We start from the raw sequence: 17,738 nt of genomic DNA, 5'->3' as shown, positions 1-17,738 counted from the left end.
GGCGTCGTGTTTTCAACGACGCCGCCCGCGGTTAAATCCCCTGCCCGCCTGAAGCCTCAATCCGCTGCGCGGTGATCCAGCCGGTTTCGTCACTGAGGATCGCGCTGATGGCGTCGCCGATATCATCCGGCAGTCCGACCCGACCCAGCGCCGTCAGTCCGGCAATCTGATCGTTAATCTCGCGGGTATCACGCACCCGGCCACCACCAAAGTCAGTCTCTATCGCGCCAGGTGCCAGAATATTGACGCGAATGCGCCGTTCGCCCAGCTCTTTCGCCTGGTAGCGCGTCAGGACTTCCATCGCCCCTTTCATCGACGCATAGGTCGAGGAGCCAGGATAGACCAGCCGGGTCAGCCCGCTGGAGATGTTCAGGATGCGGCCACCGTCATTGATCAGCGGCAGCAGCTTCTGGGTGAGAAAGTAAGGCCCTTTAAAATGCACATTCACCAGCGCATCAAATTCCGCCTCGGTGGTGTCGGTAAAGGGCTTGTAGTGTCCATGACCCGCGTTGTTCACTAAATAGTCAAATCGCTCCCGTTGCCATTGCTGTTGCAGTGCCTGTTTCACGTCTCCGACAAAGCGGTCGAACTGACCGGTTTCGCCGACATCCAGCGCCAGCGCCACGGCGCGCCTCCCCATCGCCGCAATTTCCTTTACGACCGCCTGCGCCTCATCGGCATGGCTGCGGTACGTCAGAATGATATCGGTGCCTCTGGCAGCCAGTTTTAAGGCTCCATTCCGGCCTAACCCACGGTTTCCACCGGTAATTAACGCCACTTTCTGATTCATCGCTCACACCTGTTGAAAAATTGAACACGGGTTAAGGATATTCGCGAATTATTGATCTATAAACAGGGGTAAACGCGCATCACTGTTTCAATAAAAACAACAATCGGTGAACAACATGGACAAAATTCACGCAATGCAGGTCTTCGTGCGGGTGGCAGAAATGGGCAGTTTTACCCGCGCAGCAGAAAGTTTAGGTGTGCCGAAAGGCAGTGTATCCCGGCAGATCCAGGCGCTGGAGAATCAAATGGCAACACGTTTGTTGCATCGCACCACGCGCCGGGTGCAACTCACCCAGGATGGATTAGTCTATTACGATCGCTGTCTGGATTTATTGTCGATGATTGACGATATGGACAGCCTGTTTCAGCACGAACCCGCCTCGCTCAGCGGTAAACTCCGGGTGGATATGTCGGTGGCGATGGCCACCGGTTTTATCCTGCCACGACTGCCCGAATTTTTGCAGCACTATCCCGGCATAGAGATTGAGCTGAGTAGCAGCGATCGTCAGGTGGATGTGATCCGCGAAGGGTTTGATTGTGTCCTTCGGGTTGGCGAACTCAAAGATTCGGGGCTGATTGCGCGAAAAATTGGTACCCATACCTTGATTAACTGCGCCAGCCCTGGCTACCTTTCGCGGTTCGGGATGCCAATCCGGCTGGAAGAGCTGTCGCAGCATGCGATGGTGCATTACAGCCAGCAGCTCGGTCAGGCATCACCCGGATTTGAATATTTTGATGGCAGGCAGTGCTATTACGTTCATACCGGCGGCGTGGTGACGGTGAACAGCACCGAAACCTATCGCGCCGCCTGTCTGGCGGGCTTAGGCATTATTCAGGTGCCTGCCGCCGGCATTCAGACATTGCTGGAAAGGGGTGAGCTGGTGGAAGTGCTGCACCGCTTTCCCGCCAGGCCGATGCCGATCCATCTGCTCTATCCGCACCGGCGCAATGTGGCACGTCGCGTGCGGGTATTTATGGAGTGGCTGAGTCAGGTGTTACAGGAGTACGTCACCTGAGCGGCTATACTTTGATTTTAATGATAAACAGGACAGTGAAGGTCTATGACAGACAAGCAGGAAAATCCGCAGGATTTGCAGCCACAAAAGCCGCTTATCGATATTAAAACCGGCAACCACACCGTAGACGAATCTATCGTTCGCGTGTCGCGTTTCGCCACCTGGTTTCAGGCTATTCCGGCGGTGGCGCATTTCATTCGCGCCCTTGACCGCTTTAACGATCGGCTCGGCAGCCAGTTTGGCGCGGCGATTACCTATTTTTCGTTTTTATCGCTGATTCCCATTCTGATGGTGTCGTTCGCCGCCGTGGGTTTTGTGCTGGCATCGAATCCGGATTTGCTGACCGATATCATCAACAAAATCGTCAGCAGCATCAGCGACCCGACACTGGCAACCACGCTGAAAAATACGGTGAATACCGCGATTCAGCAGCGTGCCACCGTGGGGATTACCGGTTTACTGCTGGCGCTCTACTCCGGCCTTAACTGGATGGGTAACCTGCGTGAAGCGATTCGTGCCCAGTCGCGCGACGTATGGGAACGCAAACCGGATGACAAGGAGAAGATTTGGAAGCGTTATATTCGCGATCTGCTGTCGCTGGCGGGTCTGATGCTGGCGCTGGTGATTACGCTGTCGCTGACCTCGGTAGCCGGCTCTGCGCAGGCCTCTATCGTCAGTGCTCTGGGCCTGGATGGCATTGACTGGTTGCGGCCTGCGCTGACCATTATCGCCACCTCGATTTCCGTTATGGCGAACTATCTGCTTTTCCTGTGGATTTTCTGGATTCTGCCACGTCATAAGCCACGTAAGAAAGCGTTGTTCCGCGGGACACTGCTGGCGGCAATCGGCTTTGAGGTGATTAAGTTTGTGATGACGCTGACACTGCCGAAGATGGCGACCTCGCCTTCCGGTGCCGCCTTTGGTTCAGTGCTCGGCCTGATGGCATTCTTCTACTTCTTCGCTCGTCTGACGCTGTTCTGTGCAGCGTGGATCGCCACTGCCAAATATAAAGACGACCCACAGATGCCTGAAGCGGGCAGCGCGTCACGACACAAATCATCGTAATCCGTTAACAACAGCGGAAAATATTTCCCCTCGGCTATTTTTTAATCAGATAACAGGATGAATAGCTGAGGGGTCACTTTTATTTAGCCCTTTCTTAGAGTATCCCGCCATATATCGTCCGGTTTACCCCGGTATCACCCGGTATTCACAGCACCACAGAAATTATCCTCTTTTTGCCCTCTGAAGCCAGACGCGGCGCGGGTTTTCATCATTGAATGCGCCCTGGCAGATGCGTAAGATTCTTTATCTGTATTTACAAATAAGAAACAGTTATGCAAGCCTCCCTCACAGACACACTCGACAAACAGCAGGATCCCACGCCGGTTAACTCACGCAGTAAAGTGGTGATTGCCTCGCTGGTCGGTACGGCCATCGAATTCTTCGACTTTTATATTTATGCCACGGCTGCGGTAATTGTTTTCCCGCACATTTTCTTCCCGCAGGGTGATGCCACGGTCGCAACGCTACAGTCGCTGGCCACTTTCGCTATCGCCTTTATCGCGCGTCCGATTGGCTCAGCGGTGTTTGGTCACTTTGGCGATCGCGTCGGGCGTAAAGCCACGCTGGTTGCCTCGCTGCTGACCATGGGTATTTCCACCGTGGTGATTGGTCTGCTACCCAGCTATGAGACGATTGGCGTGATGGCGCCGCTGCTGCTGGCGCTGGCGCGTTTTGGTCAGGGACTGGGGCTGGGTGGAGAATGGGGTGGTGCGGCGCTGCTGGCGACGGAAAATGCGCCAGCGAAGAAGCGTGCGCTTTACGGTTCGTTCCCTCAGTTGGGTGCGCCGATTGGCTTTTTCTTCGCTAACGGGACTTTCCTGCTGCTTTCATGGCTGCTGACCGACGAGCAGTTTATGCAGTGGGGCTGGCGCGTGCCGTTTATTCTCTCTGCCGTGCTGGTGCTGGTTGGTCTTTATGTGCGCGTTTCGCTGCATGAGAGTCCGGTGTTTGCCAAAGTGCAGAAAGAGAAGAAGCAGGTTCGGGTGCCGATTGCGGCGCTGCTGAGCAAGCATCTGACCGCCACGATTCTCGGCACTTTTATCATGCTGGCGACCTATACGCTGTTCTATATCATGACCGTCTATTCGATGAGTTATGGCACCACGGCAGCACCGGCGGGTCTGGGCATTCCGCGTAACAGTATGCTGTGGATGCTGATGCTGGCAGTGATTGGCTTTGGGGTGATGGTACCGATTGCTGGTTTGCTGGCTGACCGTTTTGGTCGTCGCAAGACGATGATTACCATTACGCTGATGATTATCGGGTTTTCGTTCCTGTTCCCGGCAATGCTTGGTTCAGGTTCACAGGCGCTGGTGATGGCGTTTCTGCTGCTGGGTCTGAGCATTATGGGGCTGACGTTTGGCCCGATGGGCGCGCTGCTGCCGGAGCTGTTCCCGACTGAAGTGCGTTATACCGGCGCATCGTTCTCCTATAACCTCTCCTCGATTCTGGGTGCCTCCGTTGCGCCTTATATTGCGACCTGGCTAAATGCCCATTATGGTTTGCAGGCGGTGGGGCTGTATCTGGCGTCAATGGCAGTACTGACGCTGATCGCGTTGCTGGCCTGTAAAGAGACGCGTCACCAGACGCTTTATGACGTGTAATCCGGTTGGATGAATGTCAGTGAAACCCGGCAGATGCCGGGTTTTTTTATGGGTTGGGTTGAGTAAATAAAGGGCGTTTCAGGGAGCATACATCTACTCCGCAGGGTTTAAAGTGTCGCCTTGAGGTCAGGTAGCAGGCTCAGGGCGCATACGCCTTTCGCAAAGACGTAAAAGACGCCATCCCTGGCAGGCTCAGCGCGGCCGATTACGCACCTCATCCCTGAGGTGCGCCCGTAGCCGGGCCAACGCATTGCGTTGTTCAAAAACGCTCCCGGCGTTGTTGTCCCTGGCCCGCGATGCTTTGCTACAGGCGTATGCTCCCATCGCCTGAAGCAGGTTAGCTGTCAGTTTGAAGATCTTGCATAGTGCTAATGAGGCAGGGTGATTCGGGCAGCAATGAAGAAGCTTGAGGGCACTGGCAATACGGGCAGAGGAGGAAAGCGTCCCGCGCCAGGGATGGCGGGTTTTGCGTCTTTCCGATCTGACCGTATTGCCTGTGCCGGCTCGATCTTACAGCGAAGCAGGCAGTGCAGGCACCGTTCCTACAGCGAACCTTCCAGGCAGTGTTCCCAAACAAAAAACCCCGGCGAGCCGGGGTTTGTTTTGCTGAAAATTGTGATGAGGTTGATTAGCCCGCGACAGCGATACGCTTCATGTCGGTCATGTAGCCACGCAGTTTGCGGCCAACGGTTTCAATCGGGTGCTGGCGAACGGCTTCGTTGACGTCACGCAGCTGCGCGTTATCAACCTGAGTGCCTTCAACCGCTTTACCCAGATCGCCGGGCTGCAGCGTGGTCATGAACTCTTTCAGCAGCGGCACCGCGGCGAAGGAGAACAGGTAGTTACCATATTCGGCAGTATCAGAGATAACCACGTTCATTTCATACAGACGCTTACGGGCGATGGTATTCGCAATCAGCGGCAGCTCATGCAGTGATTCGTAGTAAGCAGACTCTTCAATGATGCCGGCGTCTACCATGGTTTCAAACGCCAGCTCAACGCCCGCTTTCACCATCGCAACCATCACAACACCTTTGTCGTAGTATTCCTGCTCTTCGATTTTGCCTTCATACTGTGCGGCGGTTTCAAACGCGGTCTGGCCGGTCTCTTCACGCCAGGTCAGCAGGTTTTTATCATCATTTGCCCAGTCAGCCATCATACCGGAAGAGAATTCACCAGAGATGATGTCATCCATATGCTTCTGGAACAGCGGCGCCATGATAGTTTTCAGCTGCTCTGACAGCGCATAGGCGCGCAGTTTCGCCGGGTTAGAAAGACGATCCATCATCAGGGTGATGCCACCAAACTTCAGTGACTCGGTGATGGTTTCCCAGCCGAACTGAATCAGTTTTTCTGCGTAAGCCGGATCGGTACCTTCAGCCACCAGCTTGTCGAAGCAGAGCAGTGAACCCGCCTGCAACATGCCACACAGGATAGTCTGCTCACCCATCAGGTCAGATTTCACTTCTGCAACGAAGGAGGATTCCAGCACGCCAGCGCGATCGCCGCCGGTGGCTGCAGCCCAGGCTTTAGCAATCGCCATGCCTTCGCCTTTTGGATCGTTTTCAGGGTGAACCGCGATCAGCGTCGGCACACCAAAGCCACGTTTGTACTCTTCACGCACTTCAGTACCCGGGCACTTCGGCGCCACCATCACAACAGTGATGTCTTTACGGATGCTTTCGCCCACTTCAACGATATTGAAACCGTGTGAGTAGCCCAGTGCAGCGCCATCTTTCATCAGCGGCTGAACAGCCTGAACTACAGCAGAGTGCTGCTTGTCTGGCGTCAGGTTAACCACCAGGTCAGCCTGCGGGATCAGATCTTCGTAAGTCCCCACTTTGAAACCGTTATCGGTCGCTTTGCGCCATGAAGGGCGTTTTTCCGCAATCGCTTCAGCACGCAGTGCATAAGCAACGTCCAGACCGGAATCGCGCATGTTCAGACCCTGGTTCAGGCCCTGCGCACCACAGCCAACGATAACGACTTTTTTGCCTTTCAGGAAACTGGCACCATCCGCGAATTCATCACGTGACATGAAGCGGCATTTGCCTAATTGCGCCAGCTGGTTGCGCAGGTTCAATGTGTTGAAATAGTTAGCCATGGGTACTCCAGTAAGGTTGTGTTTGCTTTTTTTGTTCAGGAACGGCGAATCGTGCAGCGCCGCGAATGACCCCATCATATGACAGGAATTCTGTTGCTTAAATTGATATATTAACAACGTCACATTGCAATAAATGCAACACCACTCAGAGGCGACGCGCACATGGATTTACGGGATCTGAAACTGTTTCTTCATCTGGCAGAAAGCTGCCACTTCGGGCGCACTGCGCGTGCGATGCACGTCAGCCCTTCCACGCTGTCACGCCAGATCCAGCGGCTTGAAGAAGATGTCGGCCATGCGCTGTTTCTGCGTGATAACCGCACCGTGACGCTGACGGAAGCGGGCGAACGCCTGCGCCAGTTTGCCCAGCAGACGCTGTTGCAGTATCAGCAACTGCGCCATGTGATGGATCTTAACGGCCCGTCACTCAGCGGCGAACTGCGACTGTTCTGTTCTGTGACGGCGGCCTATAGTCATCTGCCGCCCATCCTTGACCGCTTTCGCGCTGAACATCCGCAGGTCGAAATCAAACTGGATACCGGCGATGCCGCGGATGCGGTGGAAAAAGTGCACTCCGGCGATGCCGATCTGGCGATTGCCGGACGGCCTGAAACTCTGCCCGCCAGCATTGATTTTATGCCACTGGGGCTGATCCCGCTGGTGCTGATTGCGCCTGCACTGCCCTGTGCTGTTCGCACTCAGGCCACTCAGCCGCAGCCCGACTGGTCAAAAATTCCGTTTATCCTGCCGGTGCAGGGACCTGCACGACGGCGTATCGACCTCTGGTTCCGCCGTCAGCGCATCCCGAATCCGGTGATTTACGCCACCGTATCGGGTCATGAGGCGATTGTCTCGATGGTGGCGCTGGGCTGTGGTATTGCACTGTTGCCGGATGTGGTGCTGGAGAACAGCCCGGACCCGGTGCGAAACCGCGTGCTGCTGCTGGAGAATATTGACTCGGTTGCGCCGTTCGAACTCGGCATCTGCGTGCAAAAAAAGCGGCTCGGAGAGCCGCTGATCAGTGCTTTCTGGAGTCAGCTGTAATCAGTGGCCTGACAGGAAGAAGCGGAACGCCGGGTTCTGGCTTTCGTCATGAAAGTCGTAACCCAGATCGGTGAGATGCTCCTCGAAACGTGGCTCATCGCTGCCGAGTTCAAACGCCGCCAGCACACGACCATAGTCGGTGCCGTGGCTGCGGTAGTGAAACAGCGAGATATTCCAGTGAGTGCCCAGCGTCTGCAGGAACTTCAGCAACGCGCCAGGTGCCTCCGGGAATTCAAAGCTGAAGAGCCGCTCACGCAGTGGCTTGGAGGGCCGTCCGCCCACCATGTAGCGCACGTGCAGTTTCGCCATCTCATCATCTGAAAGATCGACCACCTGATAACCGCCGCTGGTGAGCTCGCTGATGATTTCGCTACGCTCCTCTACGCCACGGGTCAGACGCACGCCAACAAAGATGCAGGCTTTGTCCGCATCCGCGTAGCGGTAGTTGAACTCGGTAATGGAACGTCCGCCCAGCGTCTGACAGAAGCGCAGGAAGCTGCCCTGCTGTTCCGGGATGGTGACAGCCAGCAGCGCTTCACGCTGTTCGCCCAGCTCACAACGCTCGGAGACGTAACGCAGGCCGTGGAAGTTAACGTTGGCACCTGATAACACATGCGCCAGCCGCTCGCCTTTGATCTCGTGCTGCTGGATATACTTCTTCATCCCTGCAAGCGCCAGCGCGCCAGATGGCTCCGCCACAGCACGCACATCTTCAAACAGATCTTTCATCGCCGCGCAAATCGCATCGCTGTCGACGGTAATGATGTCATCGAGGTAGGCCTGACAGAGCCGGAAGGTTTCGCTGCCAATCCGTTTGACCGCTACGCCTTCGGCAAACAGCCCGACGCGCGGCAGATCGACCGGATGACCCGCTTCCAGTGCGGCTTTCAGGCAGGCTGAATCTTCTGACTCCACCGCAATCACTTTGATTTGCGGCATCAGCTGCTTGATCAGCACAGCCACGCCGGCGGCCAGACCGCCGCCGCCAACCGGCACAAAGACCCGGTCGAGGTGCGCATCCTGCTGCAACAGCTCCATCGCCAGCGTGCCCTGTCCGGCAATGACAGCCGGATGGTCAAATGGCGGCACGAAGGTGTAGCCGCGCTGTTCAGCGAGCTCTATCGCTTTGGCTTTCGCCTCATCAAAGTTGGCGCCAAACAGGAAAGCCTCACCGCCAAATGCGCGCACTGCATCAACCTTGATGTCTGCGGTCGCCAGCGGCATCACAATCAATGACTTGATGCCCAGTTTCGTCGCGGAGAGTGCCACGCCCTGCGCATGGTTACCGGCTGACGCCGTCACCACGCCGCGCGCTTTCTGCTCTTCGTTCAGACCGGCAATCATCGCGTAAGCACCGCGCACCTTGAAACTGTGCACCGGCTGGCGATCTTCCCGCTTCACCAGAATGGTGTTGCCGAGCCGCGCCGAAATTTTTTCCATAACCTGCAGCGGCGTCACCTGTGCCACTTCATACACCGGTGAACGCAGCACTGCGCGCAAATATTCGGCGCCGCCAGGCGCGTCAGGTAGCGGTTGAGACTCGGCCATTTTTAGCCTCCCAGCTTGCTCTTATCGCGGACAGCGCCTTTGTCAGCACTGGTCGCGAGTAATGCGTAAGCACGCAGCGCAAAGGAGACTTCACGCTGACGATTGACTGGCGTATAGGCCGCATCGCCACGTGCCTGCTGCTCTTCACGGCGGGCGTGCAGTTCGTTATCCGGCACAGCGAGTTTGATGCCGCGATTAGGGATATCGATTTCAATGGTATCGCCATCTTTGACCAGCGCAATGGTGCCGCCGTTAGCCGCTTCCGGCGAAGCGTGGCCGATAGAGAGGCCCGATGTACCGCCGGAGAACCGACCGTCGGTGATCAGTGCGCAGCTTTTGCCCAGGCCCATCGATTTCAGATAGGTGGTCGGATAGAGCATTTCCTGCATGCCCGGCCCGCCTTTTGGTCCTTCGTAGCGGATGACGACCACGTCGCCTGCCACAACTTTGCCGCCCAGAATCGCTTCTACCGCGTCATCCTGGCTTTCATAGACTTTAGCCGGACCCGTGAAGGTCAGGATCTCTTTGTCTACGCCCGCCGTTTTAACGATACAGCCATCTTCGGCGATGTTGCCGTAAAGCACGGCCAGACCGCCATCCTGCGAGTAAGCGTTTTCGCGGGTGCGGATACAGCCTTCGGCACGATCATCATCCAGCGTGTCCCAGCGGCAGTTCTGTGAGAACGCCTGGGTGGTACGGATGCCTGCCGGGCCAGCGCGGAACATATCTTTCACCGCCTGATCTTTGGTCAGCATGATGTCGTACTGATCCAGCGTTTCACGCATCGTCTGCTGCAGAATATTACGGGCGCTGCTGTCGAAGAGGCCTGCGCGATCCAGCTCGCCCAGAATCGCAAAAACCCCACCCGCGCGATGCACATCTTCCATGTGATATTTCGGGGTACTTGGCGCGACTTTACAAAGCTGAGGCACTTTACGTGACAGGCGATCGATGTCGGAGATATTAAAGTCGATATCGCCTTCCTGTGCCGCCGCCAGCAGGTGCAATACGGTGTTGGTGGAACCGCCCATGGCGATATCCAGCATCATGGCGTTCTCGAAAGCGGCCTTGTTAGCGATGTTACGTGGCAGCATGTTGACGTCATCCTGCTCGTAGTAGCGCTTGGTCAGACTGACGATGCGCTTACCGGCATTGATGAACAGCTCTTTGCGATCGGCGTGCGTGGCCAGCAGTGATCCGTTGCCAGGCTGCGACAGGCCCAGAGCTTCGGTCAGACAGTTCATCGAGTTGGCGGTGAACATACCGGAGCAGGAGCCACAGGTCGGGCAGGCAGAGCGTTCGATCTGATCGCTGTCGGCATCGCTGACGTTCGGGTTGGCACCCTGAATCATCGCATCCACCAGATCCAGCTTGATGATTTTGTCAGAAAGCTTGGTTTTACCCGCTTCCATCGGTCCACCGGAAACAAAGATCACCGGAATATTCAGGCGCAGTGACGCCATCAGCATTCCCGGCGTGATTTTATCGCAGTTAGAGATGCAGACCATGGCGTCTGCGCAGTGCGCGTTGACCATGTACTCGACCGAGTCGGCAATCAGTTCGCGCGAAGGCAGTGAATACAGCATGCCGCCATGACCCATGGCAATACCGTCATCCACCGCGATGGTGTTGAACTCTTTAGCCACACCACCTGACGCTTCAATCTGCTCAGCGACGAGTTTACCCAGGTCGCGGAGGTGAACGTGGCCAGGGACAAATTGGGTGAATGAGTTAACCACAGCGATAATCGGCTTGCCGAAATCGTCGTCGGTCATTCCTGTCGCGCGCCATAAGGCACGGGCACCTGCCATATTGCGGCCGTGGGTGGTAGTGGCGGAACGGTACTTAGGCATGCTCTATTTACTCCAGTAAGAATAAGCTCGCGGACGTCAGATGACGCCCGCGCTGTATCTGATTATGGGTTAACCGGATCTAACCAGCCCCACTTGTCTTCTGTTTCGCCAGTGAACAGACCAAAGAAGGCCTCCTGGATGCGTTTGGTGACCGGACCACGTTTGCCTTCGCCCACCTGAATGCGATCCACGCTGCGTACCGGCGTGATTTCTGCGGCGGTGCCAGACATAAAGACTTCGTCAGCCAGATAGAGCGACTCACGCGACAGCGTCTGCTCACGCACTTCAATGCCCATATCGCGCGCCAGCGTGATGATGGCATCGCGGGTGATACCTGGCAGTGCAGAGGAGGTGAATGGCGGCGTAAACAGCACACCATCTTTAACTTCAAACAGGTTCTCGCCAGCACCTTCTGAAATCAGGCCATTGGTGTCCAGCGCGATACCTTCCTGATAACCGTGACGACGGGCTTCGCTGCCCACCAGCAGTGAGGAGAGGTAGTTACCACCCGCTTTCGCGGCGGTTGGCAGGGTATTTGGCGCAACGCGGTTCCATGAGGAGACCATCGCATCGATGCCGTTTTCCAGCGCTTCTGCGCCCAGGTATGCGCCCCACGGGAAGGCAGCAATGATCACATCGGTGGTGAAGCCGTCTGGCGGGTTCACGCCCAGGCCCACATCGCCAACAAAGGCCAGCGGACGGATATAAGCACTTTTCAGTTTGTTCACGCGGATGACTTCGCGGCACGCTTCCATCAGCTCATCAACGCTGCTTTTAATCGGGAAGCGGTAGATTTTGGCGGAGTCGTGCAGACGTTGCATGTGTTCGCGATGACGGAACACAACCGGTCCTTTGTGAGAGTCGTAGCAACGCACGCCTTCAAATACCGACGTACCGTAGTGCAACGCGTGAGACATGACGCTGACCTTCGCATCTTCCCACTTAACCATCTCGCCATTGAACCAAATAAAGTCTGCTTTCTTCGTGCTCATTGTTATTTCCTCTCGCGGCTACGCGCGGATTTGTTGTGTTGTCTGTTGTTGGATCTGAACGCATGCAACGTCGATCAATTTACTTAACTGCGAAGACAGTAAATCGACGGAGCGCTGGCTGGCAACGGTCATTTCAATATTAATGTTTTCTGCGTTGGCGACTGAGGCCATGTTCATAGAACAGACCTGAAAACAGCGGTGACGCACGACGCGTAAAATGCGCTCTAATATTTCAGGGCGGAAACGGGCTTCGATAGACAATTGATGCTGGTTCATACGGTTTTCTCCATCATGTTTGCATTGCTGGCACCCGGCGGTACCAGTGGCCAGACGTTTTCATGCTCATCTATTGCAACATGCAGGAAGTAAGGACCTTCGCTGTTCAGCAGAGCATCAAGGGCGGCGTCGACCTGATCTTTACGGGTAATGCGCTGGCCAGGAATGTTGAACGCGCTGGCCAGCGTGAGGAAGTCGGGATTATCGGACAGATTGGTTTCGCTGTAGCGACCGTCAAAAAAGAGCTGCTGCCACTGGCGCACCATGCCCAGACGCTGGTTATCCATCAGTACGATTTTAACCGGCAGCTTGCCGCGCTTGATGGTACCCAGTTCCTGAATGTTCATCATGATGGAGCCATCACCCGAGACACAGATAACCGTATCTTCCGGGCGTGCAACCTGTGCGCCGATAGCGGCAGGCAAACCAAAGCCCATGGTGCCTAAACCACTGGAGGTGATGAAGTTTTCCGGTGCGCTAAATGCCATGTGCTGTGCCGTCCACATCTGATGCTGACCAACGTCGGTGGTCACAACAGTATTGGCCGGTTTGCGATCGGAAAGCTGCTTCAGCAACAGCGGCGCATAGATCGCTTCGCCTGGATGGTCATAGCGCCATGAGTGACTGGCTTTAAGCGCTTTCACCTCATCACGCCAGGCGTTGATATGCAGCGGCTGACTCAGAGCAGGCAGCAATTCGTTGAGATCACCCTGCAGAGAGACGTGTGCGCGACGTAATTTGTTTAACTCAGCGGGATCGATGTCGAGATGAATCACGCTGGCGTGGGGTGCAAAGGTATCCAGCTTGCCGGTGACGCGGTCGTCGAAGCGCGCACCGACCGCGATCAGCAGGTCACATGCCTGTACGGCCAGGTTAGCGGCTTTGGTGCCGTGCATCCCCAGCATGCCCAGATAGACCTCACTGCGTGGATCCACGCTGCCTAAGCCTTTCAGGGTAGCCACTGCCGGAATACCGGTTTCTTCTGCCAGCGCACGCAGTGCCGGAACAGCCTGCGCCAGACCGACGCCACCGCCAACGTAGAGCATGGGTTTTCTGGCCTGCGCCATCAGTGCACGTGCTTCGTGAATTGCCTGATGTGGCAGCGCGCTTCCCTCTTCTACCGGCACCAGATGCGGTGCGGGCTCACCCTGCGCAATCTGAATGTCTTTCGGGATATCAACCAGCACCGGACCCGGACGACCCGACTGCGCCAGCGCAAAGGCTTCCGCCATGATAGCGGGCAGCTCATCCAGCGACTCGACCAGGAAACTGTGCTTGGTACAGGCCAGCGAGAGTCCCAGTACGTCGATCTCCTGGAAAGCATCGGTGCCGATGAAGGCAGAGGTTACCTGACCGGTGATTGCCACAACCGGAACCGAATCCATCATGGCATCCGCCAGGCCCGTAATCAGGTTAGTCGCGCCAGGGCCTGAAGTGGCGATACAGACGCCAGTTTTGCCGGTTGAGCGGGCATAGCCAATCGCCGCCATCACTGCGCCCTGCTCATGACGACACAGTAGGTGTTCCACGCCGCCATCATAGAGCGCGTCGTATACCGGCATAATTGCGCCGCCAGGGTAACCAAATACGGTATTAACCCCCTGCGCGCGTAAAGCCTGAACTACCCACTGTGCACCTGTCATCGCTATTCTCCTGTGTCCTGACCGGAACAACAGAATTTTATGCTACTGTTCATTGTTTGTTCCTTGTGGATTTACTGATATTTCCTCGGGTCGAAAAAAAACCCCCGGACCTTTCGGTGCGGGGGTTTTTTCGGATTCGAGGCTTGATTTTTAAGCCTTTCTTTCTCCAAGCGTTGCCCCGCACGGTAGGTTAATAACCACCACCACGCTAATCACGACCAGGCTAATCACTTGTAGAAGGGCTTTCATGTGTTGTTCAATTCTTTTACGTGTTCGAAGTAATGCCTACAGAGTTATCATAGTCAGGGGTTATGGCACAACTTTTTTTACAGACTTTTTTTAACCACTGGCGCTGGATAACGACCTATCAACCTGTATTACAAGAAATAATTACGTGATGATAATTATTCATCACTTTAGTGGCGTAATCATGTTTTGATGAATTTGCGCGCAGTCGCACAAGGTTTCAATACGCCTTGAAAAAAACGCTGATGAGCTGGACGATGGCCCGAACAGTGCTGATCATCCCCTCGCTTTCATTTGACGCTGTCACCAGACTGGCGGCAACAAGGAGCGAGTATGTCATTATCAAAAGTTCTGACCCGGGCAGCATTAGGCGTAGAAGCCCCGCTGGTGACCATTGAGGCGCATATCAGTAACGGCCTGCCAGCGTTAACACTGGTGGGTTTGCCTGAAACCACCGTGAAAGAGGCACGTGAGCGGGTCCGCAGCGCCATTATCAACAGTGGTTTTACCTTTCCGGCTAAGCGCGTCACCATCAATCTGGCCCCGGCAGATTTACCCAAAGAGGGCGGGCGGTATGACTTACCTATGGCGATCGCCATTCTGGTCGCCTCTGAGCAGCTTCCTGCCGATAAGCTGACGCACTATGAGTTTCTGGGTGAGCTGGCACTCGACGGCGCAGTGTGCGGTGTACAGGGCGCGATTCCAGCGGCTATGGTGGCGATACAGGCGGGAAGGCAGCTGGTGCTCTCCGTTGAAAATCAGGGTGATGCCGGACTCATCCGTCAGGGGTTGTCGCTGGTCGCCTCTCACCTCAGCGAGGTATGCGCCTTTCTGCGTAATGCGCTCACATTACCGACGGCCCAATACCCTGAACAGCAGGGCGACGTGCCGGCTGATGATCTCGCTGATGTCATTGGTCAGGAGCAGGGGCGCAGAGCACTGGAGATCACAGCGGCAGGCGGTCATAACCTGCTGCTGATTGGGCCACCGGGCACGGGTAAAACCATGCTCGCCACCCGACTGCCTGGCATAATGCCTTCCCTTAGCGATCAGGAAGCTCTGGAGTGCGCGGCAATCGACAGCCTGGTGAACAACAATACCCTGCACCGACAGTGGCGCACGCGGCCTTTCAGGTCACCTCACCATAGCGCATCTCTCTATGCTTTGATTGGTGGCGGATCATTGCCACGGCCCGGTGAGATATCCCTCGCGCACAATGGCGTACTGTTTCTGGATGAGTTACCGGAATTTGATCGCAAGGTACTGGACTCCCTGCGCGAGCCATTAGAGTCGGGCGTCATCGCTATTTCCCGTGCCCGGGCAAAAGTTACCTATCCGGCACGGTTTCAGCTGATCGCTGCGATGAATCCAAGTCCAACCGGGCATTATCAGGGACACCACAACCGCTGCTCACCCCAACAGGTTTTGCGGTATCTCAGCAAGCTATCAGGCCCTTTTTTGGATCGTTTTGATCTTTCGCTGGAGGTGCCGCTACTGCCGGGTGGGATGCTCAGCGGTCAGCGCGCCAGAGCGGAAGCGTCTGAGCAGGTACGTCATCGGGTGGTCGCGGCACGTAACATTCAGCTGGCCCGTACAGGCAAGATCAATGCGCATTTAAACAATGCAGAGATTATGCGCTGGTGTCAGCCTGCCAAAGAAGACGCGGAGTGGCTGGAGTCCGTGCTGGAGAAACTGGGTTTGTCTGTGCGGGCATGGCAGCGTATTTTGAAAGTGGCGCGTACCGTTGCCGATCTCGCGGGGGATACAGATATTAGCCGGTCACATCTGCAGGAAGCGGTCAGTTACCGTACAATAGATCGATTAATGATTCATCTGCACAACAGCCTGCAATAAAAAAAGGGGCTTTCGCCCCTTCTCTGTTAATCGTCGCTGTCGGTAAAGTCTTCAACGGTGTCCATCTGCGGTTTACCGCCAGAGAGCGTATGAAAACGCTTAGGACGCTTAATGCGGGTCATATACTTAGACCACACGCGCTCAGCTTCCGTTTGCGGCTCACGCACGCCACGACACACTTCAATAAACAAACGTTCTTCTTCAGTTACAGGCTCACGCTTTGATAAATCCAGCTCATTAAAAGCAAAACCGTGGCGTTCAAGAAGCTGAGCCTCTTTAATAGTAAAGTCACCGTGGCGTGAGAAACCACGCGGGTAATGTTTGTTATCAAAGAAACGATTCTCTGTTGAGAAGCTTTCCGCCATGTTACACGCTCCTGATTTTCTAATGCCGTGCTGTTAATGGCGCGGAGTATTAGATAGGCTTGACAGAGTGTAAAACAAAACATTTAAATCTATACGACAAACATTTTTTGGGAGAACGCTGTGGATACGGAATTACTGAAAACTTTCCTGGAAGTGAGCAGGACACGTCATTTTGGGCGTGCTGCAGAAGCACTTTACCTTACGCAATCTGCTGTCAGTTTTCGCATCCGTCAGTTAGAAAATCAGCTTGGCGTTAATCTTTTTACACGGCATCGCAATAACATACGTCTGACAGCGGCAGGAGAGCGACTGCTTCCCTATGCTGAAAGCCTGATGAGCACCTGGATGATGGCGAAGAAGGAGGTTTCTCATACTCAGCAGCATCATGAGCTTTCTATAGGTGCCAGTGCATCTCTATGGGAAGCCTATCTGACGCCATGGCTACAGACGCTGTATGAGAATCGGGAGAGCCTGCATTTAGAAGCGCGCGTGGCACAGCGGCATCTGCTGGTTAAACAGCTTCATGAGCGCCAGCTGGATCTGTTGATTACCACTGAAGCGCCTAAGATGGATGAGTTAACCAGTCAGCAGATTGGTCATATTTCACTGGCGCTGTTCTGCGCCCGGCAGAGCGAAAAGCGTGAGAAATATGATTATATTAAGCTGGAATGGGGAGCTGATTTTCATCAGCATCAGAGCTATCTCTCGGGGGCTGATGATGTGCCGGTCCTCTCCACAACGTCAGCGCATGTCACCCGTGAACTGCTGCATACCACCGGCGCATGCGCGTTTCTGCCGGACTTCTGGCAAAGTGTTTACAGTGAGTTGATGATGATTCCGGATACACCCGTTGCCGTTCGTCCGCTCTATGCTGTCTGGTTGCAGAACAGCGATCAGCAGGCACACATCCGCCAGTTGCTTAAATTCCCGATTCTGGTCAGGCAAAACAGCTGAATTTACGGGAAAAAGAGGTGAGCAGGGAAGATCAGAGGCCAGTTAGCGTTAGCTGGTTTTTCTTTTTTGCTTTTTTAAAGGCAAAAAAAAATCCTTTGCCGAAGCAAAGGATCGTTTTCTGGCAGGGGCGGAGGGACTCGAACCCCCAACACCCGGTTTTGGAGACCGGTGCTCTACCAATTGAACTACGCCCCTAATAGGGTGGCGGAACGGACGGGGCTCGAACCCGCGACCCCCTGCGTGACAGGCAGGTATTCTAACCAACTGAACTACCGCTCCACCGATTCTTTCACGGTCCTCAGCAACCGGCTGAGAGCCGTCTGTTCCTGTTGCTTTCCTTGTCAGGGGAAAAGGAACGAATTTAATGCCTGGCAGTTCCCTACTC

General features: G+C 55.2%; 15 protein-coding genes and 2 tRNA genes. 6 read left to right on the top strand and 11 right to left on the bottom strand.

The features are described 5' to 3' along the window. Positions 1-31: 31 nt before the first annotated feature. Complete coding sequence (locus tag NP77_RS18170; protein ID WP_003852020.1) at positions 32-790, bottom strand: SDR family NAD(P)-dependent oxidoreductase; 759 nt, start codon at positions 788-790, stop codon at positions 32-34. Between the two features lie 115 nt (positions 791-905). On the opposite strand from NP77_RS18170, the gene NP77_RS18165 reads away from it, so the two are divergent. From NP77_RS18165 to NP77_RS18155, 3 genes are all read left to right on the top strand, one after another. Next, positions 906-1,805, top strand: a complete 900-nt coding sequence (locus NP77_RS18165; RefSeq protein WP_039661114.1) for a LysR family transcriptional regulator — start codon at positions 906-908, stop codon at positions 1,803-1,805. A gap of 45 nt (positions 1,806-1,850) precedes the next feature. Next, positions 1,851-2,870, top strand: a complete 1,020-nt coding sequence (gene yhjD, locus NP77_RS18160) for an inner membrane protein YhjD (RefSeq protein WP_003852018.1) — start codon at positions 1,851-1,853, stop codon at positions 2,868-2,870. Between the two features lie 272 nt (positions 2,871-3,142). Next, on the top strand, positions 3,143-4,474 hold the full coding sequence (locus NP77_RS18155; protein ID WP_003852017.1) for an MFS transporter: 1,332 nt from the start codon (positions 3,143-3,145) through the stop codon (positions 4,472-4,474). 628 nt (positions 4,475-5,102) lie between these two features. On the opposite strand, the gene ilvC is transcribed toward NP77_RS18155, so the two are convergent. Beyond that, entirely contained in the window at positions 5,103-6,578 is a 1,476-nt protein-coding gene (gene ilvC / locus NP77_RS18150; RefSeq protein WP_039661162.1) for a ketol-acid reductoisomerase, read from the bottom strand. A 162-nt stretch (positions 6,579-6,740) separates the two neighbouring features. Here ilvC and ilvY point away from each other — a divergent pair, with 162 nt between their 5' ends. Further along, positions 6,741-7,622, top strand: a complete 882-nt coding sequence (gene ilvY, locus NP77_RS18145) for an HTH-type transcriptional activator IlvY (protein WP_008926355.1) — start codon at positions 6,741-6,743, stop codon at positions 7,620-7,622. On the opposite strand, the gene ilvA is transcribed toward ilvY, so the two are convergent. The 6 genes from ilvA to ilvL form a co-directional block, all read right to left on the bottom strand. Next, entirely contained in the window at positions 7,623-9,170 is a 1,548-nt protein-coding gene (gene ilvA / locus NP77_RS18140) for a threonine ammonia-lyase, biosynthetic (protein WP_039661112.1), read from the bottom strand. A 2-nt stretch (positions 9,171-9,172) separates the two neighbouring features. Continuing rightward, positions 9,173-11,023: a dihydroxy-acid dehydratase gene (gene ilvD, locus NP77_RS18135; protein ID WP_008926357.1), complete on the bottom strand. Its 1,851-nt coding sequence runs from the start codon at positions 11,021-11,023 to the stop codon at positions 9,173-9,175. A gap of 62 nt (positions 11,024-11,085) precedes the next feature. Beyond that, on the bottom strand, positions 11,086-12,015 hold the full coding sequence (locus tag NP77_RS18130) for a branched-chain amino acid transaminase (RefSeq protein ID WP_039661111.1): 930 nt from the start codon (positions 12,013-12,015) through the stop codon (positions 11,086-11,088). A gap of 18 nt (positions 12,016-12,033) precedes the next feature. Further along, positions 12,034-12,291 carry an acetolactate synthase 2 small subunit gene (gene ilvM, locus NP77_RS18125; protein ID WP_039661110.1) on the bottom strand — a complete coding sequence of 86 codons (258 nt, stop codon included), beginning with the start codon at positions 12,289-12,291 and terminating at the stop codon, positions 12,034-12,036. Further along, positions 12,288-13,934: an acetolactate synthase 2 catalytic subunit gene (gene ilvG / locus NP77_RS18120; RefSeq protein ID WP_039661108.1), complete on the bottom strand. Its 1,647-nt coding sequence runs from the start codon at positions 13,932-13,934 to the stop codon at positions 12,288-12,290. The genes ilvM and ilvG overlap by 4 nt, the downstream gene beginning before the upstream one ends. Positions 13,935-14,084: 150 nt before the next feature. After that, positions 14,085-14,183, bottom strand: a complete 99-nt coding sequence (gene ilvL, locus NP77_RS23500) for an ilv operon leader peptide (RefSeq protein WP_072101316.1) — start codon at positions 14,181-14,183, stop codon at positions 14,085-14,087. Positions 14,184-14,513: 330 nt separating this feature from the next. Here ilvL and NP77_RS18115 point away from each other — a divergent pair, with 330 nt between their 5' ends. Next, positions 14,514-16,034, top strand: coding sequence for a YifB family Mg chelatase-like AAA ATPase (locus NP77_RS18115; protein ID WP_039661107.1), 1,521 nt, complete (start codon positions 14,514-14,516; stop codon positions 16,032-16,034). 26 nt (positions 16,035-16,060) lie between these two features. Here the strand turns inward: NP77_RS18115 and NP77_RS18110 are convergent, their stop codons facing one another. After that, complete coding sequence (locus tag NP77_RS18110; protein WP_008926362.1) at positions 16,061-16,399, bottom strand: DUF413 domain-containing protein; 339 nt, start codon at positions 16,397-16,399, stop codon at positions 16,061-16,063. Positions 16,400-16,519: 120 nt separating this feature from the next. Here NP77_RS18110 and hdfR point away from each other — a divergent pair, with 120 nt between their 5' ends. Beyond that, positions 16,520-17,353 carry an HTH-type transcriptional regulator HdfR gene (gene hdfR, locus NP77_RS18105; protein ID WP_008926363.1) on the top strand — a complete coding sequence of 278 codons (834 nt, stop codon included), beginning with the start codon at positions 16,520-16,522 and terminating at the stop codon, positions 17,351-17,353. 119 nt (positions 17,354-17,472) lie between these two features. On the opposite strand, the gene NP77_RS18100 is transcribed toward hdfR, so the two are convergent. Together NP77_RS18100 and NP77_RS18095 are read right to left on the bottom strand one after the other, a co-directional pair. Continuing rightward, positions 17,473-17,548: transfer RNA gene (locus NP77_RS18100), tRNA-Trp, on the bottom strand. Between the two features lie 7 nt (positions 17,549-17,555). Beyond that, positions 17,556-17,632: transfer RNA gene (locus tag NP77_RS18095), tRNA-Asp, on the bottom strand. Between the last annotated feature and the right edge of the window lie 106 nt (positions 17,633-17,738).

The sequence above is a fragment of the Pantoea sp. MBLJ3 genome (genome assembly GCF_000816655.1).
Classification (GTDB): domain Bacteria; phylum Pseudomonadota; class Gammaproteobacteria; order Enterobacterales; family Enterobacteriaceae; genus Pantoea; species Pantoea eucalypti.
This window is presented reverse-complemented; position numbering and strand designations above follow the sequence as displayed.